The organism is Leptolyngbya cf. ectocarpi LEGE 11479 (genome assembly GCF_015207065.1).
Lineage (GTDB): Bacteria > Cyanobacteriota > Cyanobacteriia > Phormidesmidales > Phormidesmidaceae > Leptothoe > Leptothoe ectocarpi.
In genome coordinates this window covers 1-14263 of sequence record NZ_JADEXP010000150.1, presented here as the reverse complement: position 1 = coordinate 14263, position 14263 = coordinate 1, and the positions used below count along the sequence as shown (strand labels likewise).

The window sequence follows — 14263 nt, the reverse complement described above, 5'->3', positions numbered from 1 at the left end:
AATATATCGGTAAACAGAATAATAATAAAGGCTTTGGCGCTATCGCTTAACCCATAAACAATTTCGTCGATAAAGGCCTTGAGGGTGACCATCTGACGTTTGCAGGTGTTTAACAGGAGGGAAAAGGCCAAGACAGCAAAAATATCTGCAAATACATTTTTGACAGAATCGGCACTGCGCTCCCGGTATTCTTCTTCAATATCTAGGGCCTTATCTAAAACCCGCTCTTCTAGCTGAGCTTCGTTTAGCGTGGCGACTTTGCCCAAAATCACCTCAAACCGAAGTCGTTCTTCAAACTGTTGCAGCTCATGGAGAGCTTCTTCTTCCATTTCAACGTTGAGAAAGACCTCAGCCTCGGTGGTTTGGCGCACATAGTCCACCACTGGCCCGATGATAAAGTGCTTGGTTAACTGCTGGGTCAGCAGCGGTACAATTATCAGTAGCAGCACAAACCGCAGGGCCAGCTTTGTTTTTCCCTGAGATTTGCGAAAATTTCGCACCACGTCAGTTTCTGCTTTAGGATCGAGGTCCTGTTTGACCCGATCCACGGTGCGCAAAATTGAACGGGGTAAAATGCCGCTACGGGCCGCTAATCCTGCCCGGCTTTTGTCTGGTTTGGCGGGCTGTTTGGGGGTACTGTCTGGCGAGACCTTTTTTGAGACCTTTGGGGAGTCATTAGGATCTCTGTCTATAGCTAAAGTGGCGAGTTGATTGAACAGGTGGTCGTACCGCTCTAAGATCTCATCAATAAACTGCAGTTTTTTAAAGATGATGGCAGACTGATCGATCAAATCCAGGGTGTACTCGTCTTGCTGATCGTCATAGAACTGCACTTCCATCTGTCGATCTTGGGACAGATTTGACCGAGTAGCCTCAAAGGTAGCCATCCGCTGTTTGATCAACAGGAGGTTACGCTCAACCTCTCCTTGAATATAGCGATAGGCACTGTCCCCATAGTTACCATGGTCTTGGGCAATGGGCTTACCATCGAAATAATCGTCTTCTATTTTCTTGATGGTCAACGCAGCTTCGTAGGCTTGATCGAGTGATTGGTCGGGGGACTTAAAAAGCCACTGCCCTGCGTTGCGGAAAAAGGCCCGAAGCTGCATGGGGGTAAGTAGGTGCTCAGGAATGTCAGCACTATAGTATCAACTCCGCGAAAGGCCCACTGGAAATTTGATTGATTGGTCTAATCCAGGTTCCAACGCTGGGCAACCCAGCCAACATAAGGGGGCTATTATCCACCTAAAAATAACTATTGCTCTGTTTTTGTCTTCATAGACCAAAGCGCCCGACCAGTTCTTTTAACGCTCGACGAGCCACCTTGAGGCGGTGGCGATTAGTCGGCATCCGATGCAAATAAACCACCCGCCGTACAATGCCCCCCAGCCTGCCTGCCAGGCTAATACCAAAACTCCAAACACCGCCAGTCCCCTTACCCAAGGTGAGCATATCCCCCAGATGAAGATAGCGAAAACGTTTGGGCCTACGCTTGCGAGCCATATTTGCCAGACTGCCAGCCACCGTCGCCGCCGCTTGATAGGCCGCCTGGGCTGTATTAGGCGTGGGGTGTTTCTGGGCTGCCGCATCGCCAATCACAAAAACATTGTCATAGTCCCCTAGCTGCAAGGTGGGGCGCACCCATACCTGTCCTTGATCGTTGGTATTGATCGGTGACCCTAGCCAGGGCAGCGGTTCTGTACCTGTGGCCCACAGCGTCAGGTCATTCACATACTGTGTCCCATTGAGGCCAATAGAATTAGCTCCCACTGCATCAACCTGGGTTTTCAGGTGTATCTCCACACCGCGCTGCATCAGAGCCCCCATGGCATGACGCTGCAACCCCTTGGGAAATGCCCTCAGCACATGAGCACCGCGATCCACCAGTCGCACCTTAGCGCCACTCAACCGGTCAGCCACCTTAGTGGCTAGCTCCACACCACTGGCTCCGGCTCCGATAACAGTCACCGACACCGGAGCAGATGTCTGCGCCAGGTGGTCCAACCGCGTCTTGACCTCGACTACATCCGCTAAGCTACGAAACGTAATGGCATGTTCTTGAATACCCGGAATCGGCAACTGGCGAGTTTTGGCTCCGGTGGCCACCACCAAATAATCGTAGAAAACAGCCTCTCCCTGATGTAGGCTTACTTGCTGCTGAGCCAGATCAAAATGAGTTGCCCAGTCTTGTCGCCATTGGATATTAGTCCCAGCCAATAATGTTTTGTAGAAAGGGGCTACTTCCCACAGCAGCAGCTCCTCCGTCAGCACTTCGTAGAGCAACGGCGTAAACAGAAAGCGATCGCGGGGTTCAATCAGGGTGAGCGAACCGTGCTTGAGATGGCGATATTTTTGTAGATATAACGCGGTGTATAAGCCCCCAAATCCACCGCCGACAATCACAATGCGAGGGGGAGCGGTGGTCGAATGGGATTTGAACCAGGTCTGCGGAAGTGCCAGGGGCATGCCAATAATAGTTAGGGGGTCTATGGCATTGATTATGATGCGTACAAACGCACAAATAAATGCACAAACGTTTAGCGTGCTCAGTTTTTACCCAGCAGCTTTAAAGACTTTAAAAAGGTATGGCACAACCGACCAACGCAAAACACTGTCTTGAGCAGGGGGCTTGGAGCCCGGCCACAGCTGATTGCCATACAACACTGGATACAACCACCCTAGATCTGTGGCGGATCTCTTTAGACCAGCCAGTGTCGGTTGATGTTTTGGCTACCGATGAGCAGGCTCGTTTACAGCGCTATCGGTTTGCTATCGATCAGCGTAAATTTGCCGTTGCCCGCACTAGCCTGCGGCAGATTTTAGCGCGTTACTCTCAACAAGATCCGGCTGACTTGGTTTTTGATTATGGTGTCTACGGTAAACCCTGTTTACGCGATTACCCACTGCAGTTCAACCTTTCCCATTCGGGTGAATATGCCCTGTGTGGAGTCGCTAGGCAAGTTGTCGGTGTGGATATTGAACAGCTGCGCTCCATGGATCGACTAGATGGCTTGATCAAGCGCTGTCTGTCTCCCTCAGAACAGCAGGCCATCGCTGCCGTCGAATCGTCTCAGCGAAGCAAGGCTTTTTTAGAGTACTGGACCTGCAAAGAAGCTTATCTCAAAGCTACGGGACAAGGCATTAGCGAGTCCCTGGCTGCGATTGAAGTGGATTTGAGTACAGAGCCCAAACTCAACGTGCCGGGTCAGCCGTGGCAGCTCAAGGGATTTATTCCCTGTGATGGCTACACGGCAGCAGCAGTCATGCCGCTAGATATTACTCAGATACGTTTTTGGACCTACGGAGCGTAGTTTAGACAGGATACAGGGGCGTTTGACCTGCTACGACTCAAACCAGAGCTGGAGGCATCGTAGGGGAAATGGCCCCCTCTAAACGCACTCCCTGCCATTTAGCACCTCGCAATACAGCACCGGTTAGATCCGCGCCGCTGAGATCGGCATTGGACAAGTCCGCACCGCTCAAGTCAGAAAAACACAGCTTGGCTCCCTGCAGGTTAGCGCCTTGCAAATTTGCCTGTCTCAAATCGCTCAAACGTAGGTCCGCTTGCTGGAGTGATGCCTCCGTCAGATCGGCAAAGGTGAGACAGCTGCGTAGTATCAAAGCCCGCCGTAGATTAGCCCGCCTTAGATTGGCCCAGCTGAGGCGAGTGCGCCAGAGCATAGCTCCCGAGAGTTCCGCCTGGCTCAGATTCGCCTGACTCAGGTTAGCCCAGGTTAAATCAGCGTAGTTCAAACAAATGTCGTTTAAGTTGACTTCAGGTAGCTGGACCTCACGCAGGTCTACCCGTTCAAACTGGCGCTGACCAATTTCGTAGCGCCCTATTAACTGAGATGCTTCCACAGATTAGTCCTCAATCACTAGTGCAGAGTCAAATGGGGTCTGACTGAAATAGCCCATACTGCAGTGACCCATTGCACTGAATGATGAGTAGATTCAGTCTTTTGTAAACTTATATTAACATGAATTAATGTAACAATTTATGGGTAAAGGCGCAAGGTGGTTCGTGACCCTATCTTTTTGGATGTAGTTTGAGGCGATCCATGCTAACAATATCGAAAACAATCGAAAACATTAGAGGACATTAAAGCAACCTATGGGAAAGCAATGGTTATGGGGCTCGCTGTTGGGATTGTCTATGGTTCTGCCTGGAACTGTTGTCCTGGCTCAGACAGATATGCCGACACAGGCTCAAGATGCCTACACCAGGGCCATGAATCTGGGCTATGCCTATGCCGGTGACTATGATTATCAAACGGCGCTGATTAATTTTCGGCGGGCCTTGAAAGAACGGCCTGGGGATGTGTACGCGATTAATGCGATCGCAAATATGGAGTACTATATCGAACGCGATCGCGTCGCTGCGCTCCAAGCCGAAGTTGATACGCTCCAAGCCCGTCTCAGCTTGGCAGCTGAAACCAAGGATTGGGTCTGCGTTGTGGCCACGGTTGACGAACTTATCCCCTACACCGAAGGTCTAGAGCGGGAGCGCCTCACCGGCTATCGCAGTCAGCTGACCGGTGTGCTCGAATCCCGCACGGACGTAGAATTCTGGTCGACCGTGTGTAGCCCCGATGAGCCTTTGCAATAATCCAGCCTTCTGACCGGCTTATCGTTCGGCTAATTTGCCATCCACTGACAGTGTCTTCCCTGTAATTGCCGCCTCTACAAACTGTTTGGGCGGGTCGATATAGCTACCATCCAGTTTGACTCGAAAGTCATAATGCTCCCCTGAACCCAGACCACTGTTCCCCGTCAGGGCAATCACATCACCACTCTTAAACTTGCCGGAAAGGCACTCCCCTTCTAACAAGTGCAGAGACTGAAACACCAGCTGTGGATAGGACTCTGTGGTTTGATCCGCGACCCAGCCGCCACCGTCCACATCCCACCAGCACTCCACGGTCACCTGATCACCTGTGACACCCACGGCATACACAGGCGTTCCAGACGGCGTTGCTAGGTCCACACCGTTATGGGGCACATTGGTTGCTCCCGTCACCGGATGGACCGGGCGAATCCGCATGTGATCGGTCACGTCATACCCGGCGACCGTATCCCCCGTGGTCAGAGTGGCCGCTTGCTCTAAGTTTAATGAGGCTTTGGGGGGGCGTGATAAACGTAGGTCCAGCACATAGAGAATCGGTAGCACAATCAGAGACGCACAGGTCACCGTTAAGGCAAGTTTGGGCACGTTGCCCAGGGACAATCGAGGCCATCGTGATTTGCCTATTGGTTGCACCGTTGTCGTCGCTGGCTGCTCGGGGCGCTGAGCGCCCAACGGCCAAGTCGCCTGGGCCGTCGGTGCCACATCCTGGGGCACAAATTCTCCATCCTGCAGGGGAGGTCCGACTTCATCAGCCACGACAACCGCCAGTTCACCCTTGCCTAGCTTTTCCAGCAGTTCGGAAATGCTGCCACAGCCCACGGTTTGTGCCGCCGCTTTAGAACCATGCCAAGCCTGGGCCGAAACGGTAACAGTACATCGGCGTTTGGTGGGAATTGCAGACTGAGTAGCGTCATTCACAGGCCCAACGGCAAAAGATATTTTCTGCTCCCTATCCTAGCTCCCGATGGAGAGATGTACCCGACAGTAATTTTTAAGCTTAAACAAGCGAAGCCGCTTTACCCTCAGACACACCACCTAAAACCTCAGGGGCAACCTCAAAATCCTCAGCAACCAGTCTCGCAGTCATCTTGGCCGACATCATGACGCTGGGAGTACCGGCCCCCGGCTGTGTCCCTGCACCCACCATATACAGATTGCGAATATCTTCGCTGCGGTTGTGGGGACGGAACAAGGCCGACTGTACCAGCAGAGGTTCAGGTCCAAACGCATTGCCGATGTGAGCTTTTAGCGTGTTTTCAAAGTAATCCGGGGTGATGTAGCTGCAATGGACCAAACGCTCTTTGATGTTGGGTAAATAGCCCCGCTCATCCATATACGTCAGGACTTTGTCCTGAAGCTTATCCCCCATCTCATCCCAGTGAATGCCAGAGCCATTGTGGGGAACCGGCACCAGAATATAGGCGGCGTGGTGACCTTCGGGAGCCAAAGACGGATCGGTCAACGTGGGCAGGTGCATATATTGAGAGTAGTCTTCGGGCATGATCTTGCGGCCAAAGATATCCTTCAATAGCTCTTCATACCGAGGACCCAGGATGATGTTGTGGTGTCTCAGTTTGCTTGTCTCATTACCATCGGCCTTAAAGCCCAGGTACAAGACAAATACTGACATGGACTGCTGGGTGACTTTGACCCGCAGGTTGCTATTCCAGAAACGATACTTGGGCTCAATCATCTTGCCGTAGGTGGTGGCCCAGTCAGCGTTAGAGACAACCGCATCCGCGCTCATCACCGTTCCGTCCGCAAGGGTAATTCCCTTGACTATTTTCTTACCGTTTTCCTTGGTGACATTGATCTTGCGGACCTCGGTGTTGTAGACAATCTTGCCGCCCAGCTCCTCGAACTTTTTCACAAAGCCGCTGACTAGAGCACCAGTGCCGCCCATGGCAAAGTGAATCCCCCAGGTGCTTTCCACAAAGTGAATCATGGCATAGATGCCGGGAACCGAGAGGGGATTACCCCCCACGAGTAAAGGCTCAAAGCTAAAGACCTGGCGTAGCTTGTCGCTCTTAAAATACTTGCTAGTAAAGCTAAACAGCGTGCGGACCGCATCGAGCTTGAGCAGTTCTGGGACTACCCGCAGCATGGAGCCCACAGTGCCAAAGTGGGTGTAGCCCAGCTCTAAAAAGCCCCGGTCAAAAACAGCCTTGGCTGCCTCATGGAACCGCTGATAGCCCTCGTAATCGCCGGGTTCCCCTAGCTCTAAAATCTGTCGACGAGTGTTCTCTGGGTCGCTGTCGTAGTCAAAAAAGGTGCCGTCGTCAAAGTAAATGCGGTAGAAGGGCAAGACGGGAACAATCTTGACGTAGCGACTGGTATTGGGACCACCGGAGATACCAGACTTGATGCGTTTGCTTTCATCAACAATTTCTTCTGGAAAATCGGGCAAAGAGAGAGCAGACTTATCTCGCTCTAGGGAGAACAGCTCCTCAATAAAGTGGGGCACTGTAATCACCGTCGGCCCCATGTCAAAGGTAAAGCCGTCTGCTTTACGCACATAAGCACGACCGCCGGGGGCATCCAGCATTTCTACGATGGTGGTATCAAACCCCAAACTTTGGAGACGGATACCCATGGCTAATCCGCCAATTCCAGCCCCGATGACAACGGCCTGCTTACGACCCATAACCAACTCCTGTCCCAATGTAAAGAACACTTAATATTTCTAATATTGTAGCGTCCTCAGGCATGCGTACTAGCCCAACTCAAATGTAGTGATACCAAAAATTTTCTCTAGCGGTAGCTCTGGAGCGTCCTGGGTATACATTCGTGCTGTCTCAAACCCGCAAGTCATTCCGTATCGTTCAGCCAGCGCTATGGCCTCCCCGTTGGTGGCCGGTACATCTAGATAAAACGGTCTATCCACGGGTACCTGGGCGACTAAATCACAGAAAATTTTGTTGGCAATGTCGGCTGTATCCGCAAAGAGTGGTCCGATCTTATAGCCGCTGGCACTGGGGCGAATCACGCCATAGCCTGTCAGGGTTTGCCCCTGAACCATGCCGACGGCATGGCTATCAGGTCGAGTTAACCAACATTGAATAAAATCAGACCGGTCCTCAGGAAAAAAGCGGCGATCATAGGCACATACCGTATCCATAGAGATATCGGTCAATGAAACACAGTCCGCAGGGTGCGTCTGACCATTGCCCACACCCCCATAGCGAATATTCCGATGCGCTAGGGTAAATCCAGATTTGATGTAGTTGGCTTGCTGGGCTACCACGCCATCAAGGCCAATGTTGCGACCTTCTAAAGATTTCAGTGCCTGATGCCAAATAGACAGGCCGTATCCCTGTCCTCGAAAGGCTGGCTTCACGATGTAAAAGCCAATAAAACCAAAGGATTGGCCATACTTTACAGCTGAAATCGAGGCAATTGGCTCGCCGTCGAGCAGCCCCACCAGAAATCCGCTGGGGTCCGCGTTGTAAAAGCAGTCGGCATCGTATAGTCCGGGATTCCAGCCTTCTGAGGTGGCCCATGCGATCGCAACATCCACCTCACTACGAGTCATGGCCCTAATCTGATAGCGCTCGGAGGGCACAGACATGATTAGCTAAGCCCCCAAACTCTGCAAGGCCAGTCGAAACTGCTCTAACCGCCGCCGATTCACCCCCAGGTCTGACTCCCCCAGCCGGGCCGCAGAGCGCATGGCAATGGTATGCCCATCCGGCACAAAATAAAACTCCGCATCGTCTACAAACCCCATCAGGCGGCTAGTAAACTCCACCCGCACATAGTCATCGGTCTGTTCAATAATTTCAGTCCGGGGCTGGTTTTGAATCACCGCCACCAGCTGAGCGCGCACGGCGTCTCGGTCAGTCGTATACTCAATCGGGGCAATGGTGTGCTCATCGTCACTGCTGCTGGTGCTCACACAGTTGGGCGACGCGGGGCAGGGGCTCAGCTGAGTATCATGAATGCCAATATCAGCGGGCGGCGTCCCCGTAAAAACCCCCTTGAGTCCAGGCAATACGGCTACCGGTGCAGCCATGGCAGGAGAACTGGTGAATACTAAACAGACAGATAGGCAAACGGAAACCAACAGAGGTAGAAGGACGCGAAATAATTGCATGGGGACGGGGCCTAAAAGTTTTGTAAGCTGCTATCAGCTCCTATTGATTGTAGGAGCGTTACCCATTTAAGGAATGAATCTGACGCGACTATTTTCTGAGTGTCGTATGGCACCCCTAAAGCCACCTAGGAACTTTAGGCTGCATTATGTCTGGCTGCTGCTGGCGCTCAGCGCCTGTGGTCCAAAGAGACCGGTCATTCCAGACGACATCGAAACCATTGCCCGTGGCTGCTATGAAACCTTAGTTACACCAGAGCGTACCCCTAAACTGAGGCCATCAGAATCCATGGAAGATGGCACATTTTTGATTCTTTGGTCCATGACAGAATTTCCCAACGAGCGGGGCTCTTGCACCGTTGATGGCAGTGGTACTGTGCTCTTGCTGACAAGTAATGCCGATGAGACTGACGCCAATGAGCCTCCGTCAGCCGATACCGAGCAGCCCTCGGCTGATAAAACGCCTGAATAAACCCGTAGGTTTCTACGGCGAGTGGTTAGATTCAGCGATGCCGAACGACCTAAATCCCATCAAGACTATTAAGCAGTCCCGCAATCTTTGGGAATATGCCAAGTCTGGACGGTAGTATGCGACTGTGCCCAGACATCGTGTTGCTATGGCAGACTACCTAACCCTTAAAAAGGTTCTAGAAAGTAAAATATCGGCTCGTGAATCAGAGCTATCGCTGATTGACAGTCTTTGCCGCTCATATTTTCTATTCCATAGTCAACCGACCGACAAAGTCTGTCTATTTTTTCATGGGTTTACCGCCGGGCCATATCAGTTTATTCCCATGGCTCAAATCCTCCACAAAGCAGGGTTTAACGTCATCGTTCCGTTGATGCCTGGCCATGGTTTAGCCGGCAAGTGGGGACCTGGGAATCCACCGCCGCTGACCGACGACCCCCGCATTTATCTCAAGTTTGGACTGCAGTGGCTCAAAATTGCCAAGATGCTGGGCTCCCAGGTGGTGGTAGGTGGTCTCTCAGGGGGGGCCACCCTGGCCACCTGGCTAGCGATGGAAAAGGCCGATGATATCTATCGGACAATTTTATTTGCGCCCTATTTTAGTGCTAGCAGTAAGGTGATCGATCTGTTTGTTAAACATGTCGATACCTACTTTGAATGGGAGCGCCTTTTAGGACCGAGCTATCCAGGTTTTGAGATTTCTGCCCTGCGGGCGGTGCTGCGGATTGCAAAATACAATTTTAAGCGGGTTAAAAAGTCTCCCATAGCACCCATTTTTATGGTCTCTAGTGAGAGCGATCGCGCCGTCAACAATTACGATCACCAGCGTTTTTTTGAGGCCGCCTTAGAACACCAGCCTTACTGCTGGCACCATAGTTTTGATCGGGTGTTGGATATTCCCCACACCATGATGACCGAAGCGGAGGGTAACCGGTTTACTAGTCTGTTAACGGTAATTACCAAAGCTAACATCGAAAGCAATTTGACCTGGCACGAGGTAGAGGAAATTGCCTATCGGATGACCAAGCGGCGTACGTTTAGGTCGGTGGTGGCTGAGCTGGGCTGGGAACATAAGGTCTCGCGGGATATGCCGGCCATGATGACCCTGGTGGATAAATGGAGCATTGCCGTCCAGCGAGAGTTAAAAAATCGTAAGCGGTGGCGGCGGGACCGGCGGGATGATTATTAATTTAGGTTGTTGGGTAATACCCACGAGTCTGATAGAGGCGATGTTAACCCCCACGGAAACAACAGTTTTGTGGGGAATGCACCATCCGTATTGGCTGATTGCGATCGCAATCGCCCTGCTCGTCTGCCTACAGCTGGCCATCTCCATGGTCAATCAGCTCCTACGTCGTAGCCTCAAATGGCTGGGCAAATCCCCCCTATTTCTAGGGCGTTGGTTAATCACCCAAAATCCCCTCAGGTCTCCATCTGAAGACTCCCAAGATCAACAACTCATTAGCCTGCTAGCCAAATTGGAGACCCTCCACCAGGAACAAGCCAGCCTCCTGAGAGAATTACAAGTAACGTTGCGATCTCGGGGCATTAACCAAGGCGACTAATGCCCCAACAGCAGTCTAGTGCTGGAGTCTCAAACGTCTACGGGAGGATACCTGGTTCGTTCCCAGGGTATTGTTGGGATTGGGCTTGCCACTCAAATAATGAAAGGCTGGATAATGGGCGATCAAAACCGTTCTACTCCCATCCATGTGGGGATCCGCCAGCTGAGCGGGGGCTACATGGTGAAACACCTGATTATCTTGCCACAGTAGCCCATGGCCCTGCTGCAAAATAAACGGATCTAACACAGCACGATGTCCCTTGAGATCATGATAGATAGCACTCTCGGCGTGGGTGACATTATCCCGCTGTAGACATACCAGCATGGCCCGATCGGCACCATCTGAATGGATTCCCTGTCCTGTCAGGCATTGATCGATATTGTTGTGGTTGATATGGCTGGTTTGCACCTGCACCAACATCAGCTCTTTTTCAGGTAGCCGATAGGTTTGCTGAAATGCCGAGAGAACTTTCTGGGTCGCCTTACACGCCAAAAACTCAGCCGGTAACTCTCGATAAAAACGCTTATACCCCCCTGAAAAATCATTGTACTGTTGCGGCTGACTAAAAAAGTCCGCCCTCAGCTGAAACCACTGACCTTCAATGCACATTACATAGGCAATACTTTTAGTCCGCCGAGTGAAATGTTGAGAGCTGGGATCTGGGCCTAAAGAACCACAGGATGACAGTAAGTTGAGAGTTTCAGATTGGCTCAATAATGGCGTTGACAGTGCCAGTGCCTCAGCACATGCGGTGGGCAGTGTTGTCTTGGTATTGATCTTTAAACTGTACATAAAACCCAGATAGTAATTGTGAGCAAATAGCGGAAATCGCTATATGACAATTGCTTTGAACCGTCATATCAATATTTTTTGATATATTTCAGACAGTTGATGTGACCTGGGTTTCAAGCACCATGATGGGGTTACGGAATTGGCATAGGTAAAACCGCGCTGGGAGCAAAGACCCAGCGCGGTTTTACCTAAGTTCAGACGGTGGATACAGGGGAGTATCTGTGTAGTACTGCCTCCATCAAATCCCACGCACATTGATGAGCGGCCCGACTACAACAGAAAAAACTGTTCACAGCGGTCCGTTTTTAGCAGTTTGTTTTGAAAGGAGCGTTACATTCACCCAAAACTTCAACACTGCTTATAATTCTTGCTTTCTCAAAAACGGCGCTACAGCCTCACTCACCTTTTCTGCCCAATCTTCTTGAGCATAATGACCCACTTCTGTGAGTTCCATATACTCACCATCGTCTAAACCTTGGGCAAATGCCTTCGCATCATCTGCGGATAGCCAGGGATCTGCAATTCCCCAAACAACCAGGGTAGGCCGTGACCAGTTGGCAAACCCTGGGGCTATCTGCTCAGTAATGGGGGCCATCTTCATAGCGCGGATAGTCCACATTAGAGAACGCCCCACATCCGAGCTTTTTAGAAACGGACGCCGGTAAATATCTAGATCCTCATCTGATACTTGGTAAGGACCACCACCTTCTAGGGTGCGGTCTACTAAGAGCGGATCTTGAGTCATCACATCCCCTACCATGGGCCATCCCATCATTTTGATCTTGAGGGGAATATCTGCCTTAGGGGGCAAAGGGCTATTGAGAATGATCAGCTTTTCGATTTTGTCAGGATTTTGGGCGGCGTACAGTAGCCCCGTAACCCCGAGAAAGCCCTGTACTACGAGCGAAAAACGATCAAGCTCTAGGGCATCAATGTAGTCACCGAAGGCCCGGAGATAGGTTTCCGGTTTATAGTCAAATTGTCGAATATCAGGCTTGGAAGATGAGCCATGGCCAATCCAGTCGGGGGCAATGCTGCGAAATCCGTACTCACCTATGGCTGGCATCACGTCTCGCCAGCTATAGCTTTGGGACACTAACCCGTGGAGCATGACGACAGGCGGTTTATCGTTGGGCTTGTCAGGGACCCATTCGCGGTAAACCCACTGGAGGTCCCCAATTTGCGTGTCCTTCATTTCGCTCTTGGCCATGGTATTTTTCTCCCACCTGTGGGAAAAAGCTTACCGCATTATTGTCATCGGCTAGGGGATGGGCATCTAGATAGCTCTGAAAGTAGGGGCGACAGAGTGACGAGACCCGCCATAGGTTAATGGACCAGCGTTCGGGATCGGGTTCGATCACACGATGGGGATTTTGACTGTTGAACATGATAATTGCCCCAGGGGGCAGCTGGTGAATCTGTTCTGATGCTCGCTTGGGGCGGCGTTTATCATAGCTGTTGTAGATGGCGGTATAGCCCCACCGGGTAGGCTCCGTTGAAAGATTGATACTGACCGCTGGACAGGCCGCATAGGGATCATCACGATGTTCGCGAATACCGACGTTGCCGTAGGCCACCAGCCCCAAATCAGAAGTGAGGGGTTCTTGATCCGGTAGGGCAATTTGGCTAGCCCGTTGATAGATGGTTTGGCAAAAGTGCCAAAACTGAGCCTGTTGCACAGCAGGCTGATAGTGCCTGCCACCGCTGCCTAGAATGGGTTGGTGCTGCAGCCAATAGCGACGACGTCCTACGCCATAGCTGGAGGTATCCAATGTTAGAAGTACGCGATGTTTATTGAGATAGTCACGGAGCTTACGCTGCTTAGTCGCAGGTAGAATGCTGATCAGTTTGAGCATGCAGCTGACGGGTCAGTTGGAACACAAGAATAGGAGCTGAGCCCCTCGATTACTGTACAAAGCTGATATGGGAATAGAGCTAAATGTCGGCAAACGTAACGATTGGATGCGTCTGTTAATAATTTACCGTTGTTGATTTAAGGGATACGCCTGATGTTGATACGACCCTGATGTTGACACGACGTTGTAAAGCGTATCTCGCTGCTGACTGGGACGCTTGAGTGTTGCGATCGCAGCCACCAAATCCGCCACCGACTGACAGGTCCCCCCCTGAGCCCCGGCCATGGAGGTAATATGCTCCTCCATTAGAGTGCCCCCAATATCGTTACACCCCCAATCTAGAGCTTCGGTCGCCACCTCTAACCCCAGCTTGACCCAGCTAGGCTGATGGTTTTTAATCCAGCGTCCCAGATAAATGCGAGCAACGGCGGTCAGCAGTAGAGCATCGGCAAGGACCGGCTGATCTCGTCCCACCCGCTTGCGCATTGGGGCTGGAGCATCTTGTCCCACAAAGGGCAGCAAAATAAATTCGGTAATGCCGGTTTCACCCTGGGATAGCGAGTGCTGCTGCAGTCGTCGCAGCTGGTCTAAATGGTCGATCTGCTGCTCAATGGTTTCAATATGGCCCGACAGCATGGTGCTGGTGGTGGGCATTCCTAACTGGTGAGCCTGGGCTACAATCTCAAGCCAGGTAGCCGCATTAATTTTTTCAGGACAGATCACCCGGCGCACCCGGTCATCGAGAACCTCCGCCGCCGTACCGGGGAGCGAACCCACCCCTGCCTGGGCCAGCTCTCGAATAACCGTGGAAAAGTCCAGACTGTCCTCCCGAGCAATAAACTGAACTTCCTGCGGTGAAAAAGC

General features: G+C 51.6%; 16 protein-coding genes. 5 read left to right on the top strand and 11 right to left on the bottom strand.

What is annotated here, in order from left to right; genetic code table 11:
- The coding region (locus IQ260_RS16400; RefSeq protein ID WP_193994184.1) for a proton extrusion protein PcxA at positions 1–1109 on the bottom strand (1109 nt) is incomplete at its 3' end.
- A gap of 166 nt (positions 1110–1275) precedes the next feature.
- The gene (locus tag IQ260_RS16395; protein WP_193994183.1) at positions 1276–2466 is read right to left on the bottom strand and encodes an NAD(P)/FAD-dependent oxidoreductase; all 1191 of its coding nucleotides are present in this window, start codon (positions 2464–2466) and stop codon (positions 1276–1278) included.
- A gap of 119 nt (positions 2467–2585) precedes the next feature.
- Between IQ260_RS16395 and IQ260_RS16390 the strand changes: the two genes are divergently transcribed.
- Positions 2586–3311, top strand: coding sequence for a 4'-phosphopantetheinyl transferase family protein (locus IQ260_RS16390; RefSeq protein ID WP_193994182.1), 726 nt, complete (start codon positions 2586–2588; stop codon positions 3309–3311).
- Positions 3312–3348: 37 nt separating this feature from the next.
- Here the strand turns inward: IQ260_RS16390 and IQ260_RS31705 are convergent, their stop codons facing one another.
- Complete coding sequence (locus IQ260_RS31705; RefSeq protein WP_193994181.1) at positions 3349–3861, bottom strand: pentapeptide repeat-containing protein; 513 nt, start codon at positions 3859–3861, stop codon at positions 3349–3351.
- A gap of 295 nt (positions 3862–4156) precedes the next feature.
- Here IQ260_RS31705 and IQ260_RS16380 point away from each other — a divergent pair, with 295 nt between their 5' ends.
- The gene (locus tag IQ260_RS16380; protein WP_193994180.1) at positions 4157–4609 is read left to right on the top strand and encodes a hypothetical protein; all 453 of its coding nucleotides are present in this window, start codon (positions 4157–4159) and stop codon (positions 4607–4609) included.
- An 18-nt stretch (positions 4610–4627) separates the two neighbouring features.
- Here IQ260_RS16380 and IQ260_RS16375 read toward each other — a convergent pair whose 3' ends face one another.
- From IQ260_RS16375 to IQ260_RS16360, 4 genes are all read right to left on the bottom strand, one after another.
- Complete coding sequence (locus IQ260_RS16375) at positions 4628–5545, bottom strand: M23 family metallopeptidase (RefSeq protein ID WP_193994179.1); 918 nt, start codon at positions 5543–5545, stop codon at positions 4628–4630.
- A 79-nt stretch (positions 5546–5624) separates the two neighbouring features.
- Entirely contained in the window at positions 5625–7271 is a 1647-nt protein-coding gene (gene crtI, locus IQ260_RS16370; protein WP_193994178.1) for a phytoene desaturase family protein, read from the bottom strand.
- 69 nt (positions 7272–7340) lie between these two features.
- Positions 7341–8195: a GNAT family N-acetyltransferase gene (locus IQ260_RS16365; protein WP_228016178.1), complete on the bottom strand. Its 855-nt coding sequence runs from the start codon at positions 8193–8195 to the stop codon at positions 7341–7343.
- Between the two features lie 6 nt (positions 8196–8201).
- Positions 8202–8720: a DUF1499 domain-containing protein gene (locus tag IQ260_RS16360; RefSeq protein WP_193994177.1), complete on the bottom strand. Its 519-nt coding sequence runs from the start codon at positions 8718–8720 to the stop codon at positions 8202–8204.
- Between the two features lie 106 nt (positions 8721–8826).
- Between IQ260_RS16360 and IQ260_RS16355 the strand changes: the two genes are divergently transcribed.
- The 3 genes from IQ260_RS16355 to IQ260_RS16345 all read left to right on the top strand — a co-directional run bounded on the left by IQ260_RS16355 (position 8827) and on the right by IQ260_RS16345 (position 10751).
- Positions 8827–9189 carry a hypothetical protein gene (locus IQ260_RS16355; protein WP_193994176.1) on the top strand — a complete coding sequence of 121 codons (363 nt, stop codon included), beginning with the start codon at positions 8827–8829 and terminating at the stop codon, positions 9187–9189.
- 145 nt (positions 9190–9334) lie between these two features.
- A complete protein-coding gene (locus IQ260_RS16350; protein ID WP_193994175.1) occupies positions 9335–10375 on the top strand; it encodes an alpha/beta hydrolase in 1041 nt (346 codons plus the stop codon).
- 40 nt (positions 10376–10415) lie between these two features.
- Positions 10416–10751 carry a hypothetical protein gene (locus IQ260_RS16345; RefSeq protein WP_193994174.1) on the top strand — a complete coding sequence of 112 codons (336 nt, stop codon included), beginning with the start codon at positions 10416–10418 and terminating at the stop codon, positions 10749–10751.
- Positions 10752–10766: 15 nt separating this feature from the next.
- Here the strand turns inward: IQ260_RS16345 and IQ260_RS16340 are convergent, their stop codons facing one another.
- The 4 genes from IQ260_RS16340 to IQ260_RS16325 all read right to left on the bottom strand — a co-directional run.
- Positions 10767–11543: a 2OG-Fe dioxygenase family protein gene (locus IQ260_RS16340; RefSeq protein ID WP_193994173.1), complete on the bottom strand. Its 777-nt coding sequence runs from the start codon at positions 11541–11543 to the stop codon at positions 10767–10769.
- 358 nt (positions 11544–11901) lie between these two features.
- Positions 11902–12753, bottom strand: coding sequence for an alpha/beta fold hydrolase (locus IQ260_RS16335; RefSeq protein WP_193994172.1), 852 nt, complete (start codon positions 12751–12753; stop codon positions 11902–11904).
- Positions 12683–13399 carry a hypothetical protein gene (locus IQ260_RS16330; protein WP_193994171.1) on the bottom strand — a complete coding sequence of 239 codons (717 nt, stop codon included), beginning with the start codon at positions 13397–13399 and terminating at the stop codon, positions 12683–12685. Before IQ260_RS16330 ends, IQ260_RS16335 begins: the two co-directional genes overlap by 71 nt.
- Before the next feature lie 123 nt (positions 13400–13522).
- On the bottom strand, positions 13523–14263 hold a 741-nt coding region (locus IQ260_RS16325; protein ID WP_193994170.1), incomplete at its 5' end, for a CofH family radical SAM protein.

Excerpts from the sequence above, each read along its gene's own strand:
- IQ260_RS16350 (WP_193994175.1), top strand. The coding sequence starts at position 9,335 with ATGGCAGACTACCTAACCCTTAAAAAGGTTCTAGAAAGTAAAATATCG.
- crtI (WP_193994178.1), bottom strand. The coding sequence starts at position 7,271 with ATGGGTCGTAAGCAGGCCGTTGTCATCGGGGCTGGAATTGGCGGATTA.
- IQ260_RS16330 (WP_193994171.1), bottom strand. The coding sequence starts at position 13,399 with ATGCTCAAACTGATCAGCATTCTACCTGCGACTAAGCAGCGTAAGCTC.
- IQ260_RS16340 (WP_193994173.1), bottom strand. The coding sequence starts at position 11,543 with ATGTACAGTTTAAAGATCAATACCAAGACAACACTGCCCACCGCATGT.
- IQ260_RS16355 (WP_193994176.1), top strand. The coding sequence starts at position 8,827 with ATGGCACCCCTAAAGCCACCTAGGAACTTTAGGCTGCATTATGTCTGG.
- IQ260_RS16390 (WP_193994182.1), top strand. The coding sequence starts at position 2,586 with ATGGCACAACCGACCAACGCAAAACACTGTCTTGAGCAGGGGGCTTGG.
- IQ260_RS16360 (WP_193994177.1), bottom strand. The coding sequence starts at position 8,720 with ATGCAATTATTTCGCGTCCTTCTACCTCTGTTGGTTTCCGTTTGCCTA.
- IQ260_RS16335 (WP_193994172.1), bottom strand. The coding sequence starts at position 12,753 with ATGGCCAAGAGCGAAATGAAGGACACGCAAATTGGGGACCTCCAGTGG.
- IQ260_RS16365 (WP_228016178.1), bottom strand. The coding sequence starts at position 8,195 with ATGTCTGTGCCCTCCGAGCGCTATCAGATTAGGGCCATGACTCGTAGT.
- IQ260_RS16345 (WP_193994174.1), top strand. The coding sequence starts at position 10,416 with ATGTTAACCCCCACGGAAACAACAGTTTTGTGGGGAATGCACCATCCG.
- IQ260_RS16395 (WP_193994183.1), bottom strand. The coding sequence starts at position 2,466 with ATGCCCCTGGCACTTCCGCAGACCTGGTTCAAATCCCATTCGACCACC.
- IQ260_RS16380 (WP_193994180.1), top strand. The coding sequence starts at position 4,157 with ATGGTTCTGCCTGGAACTGTTGTCCTGGCTCAGACAGATATGCCGACA.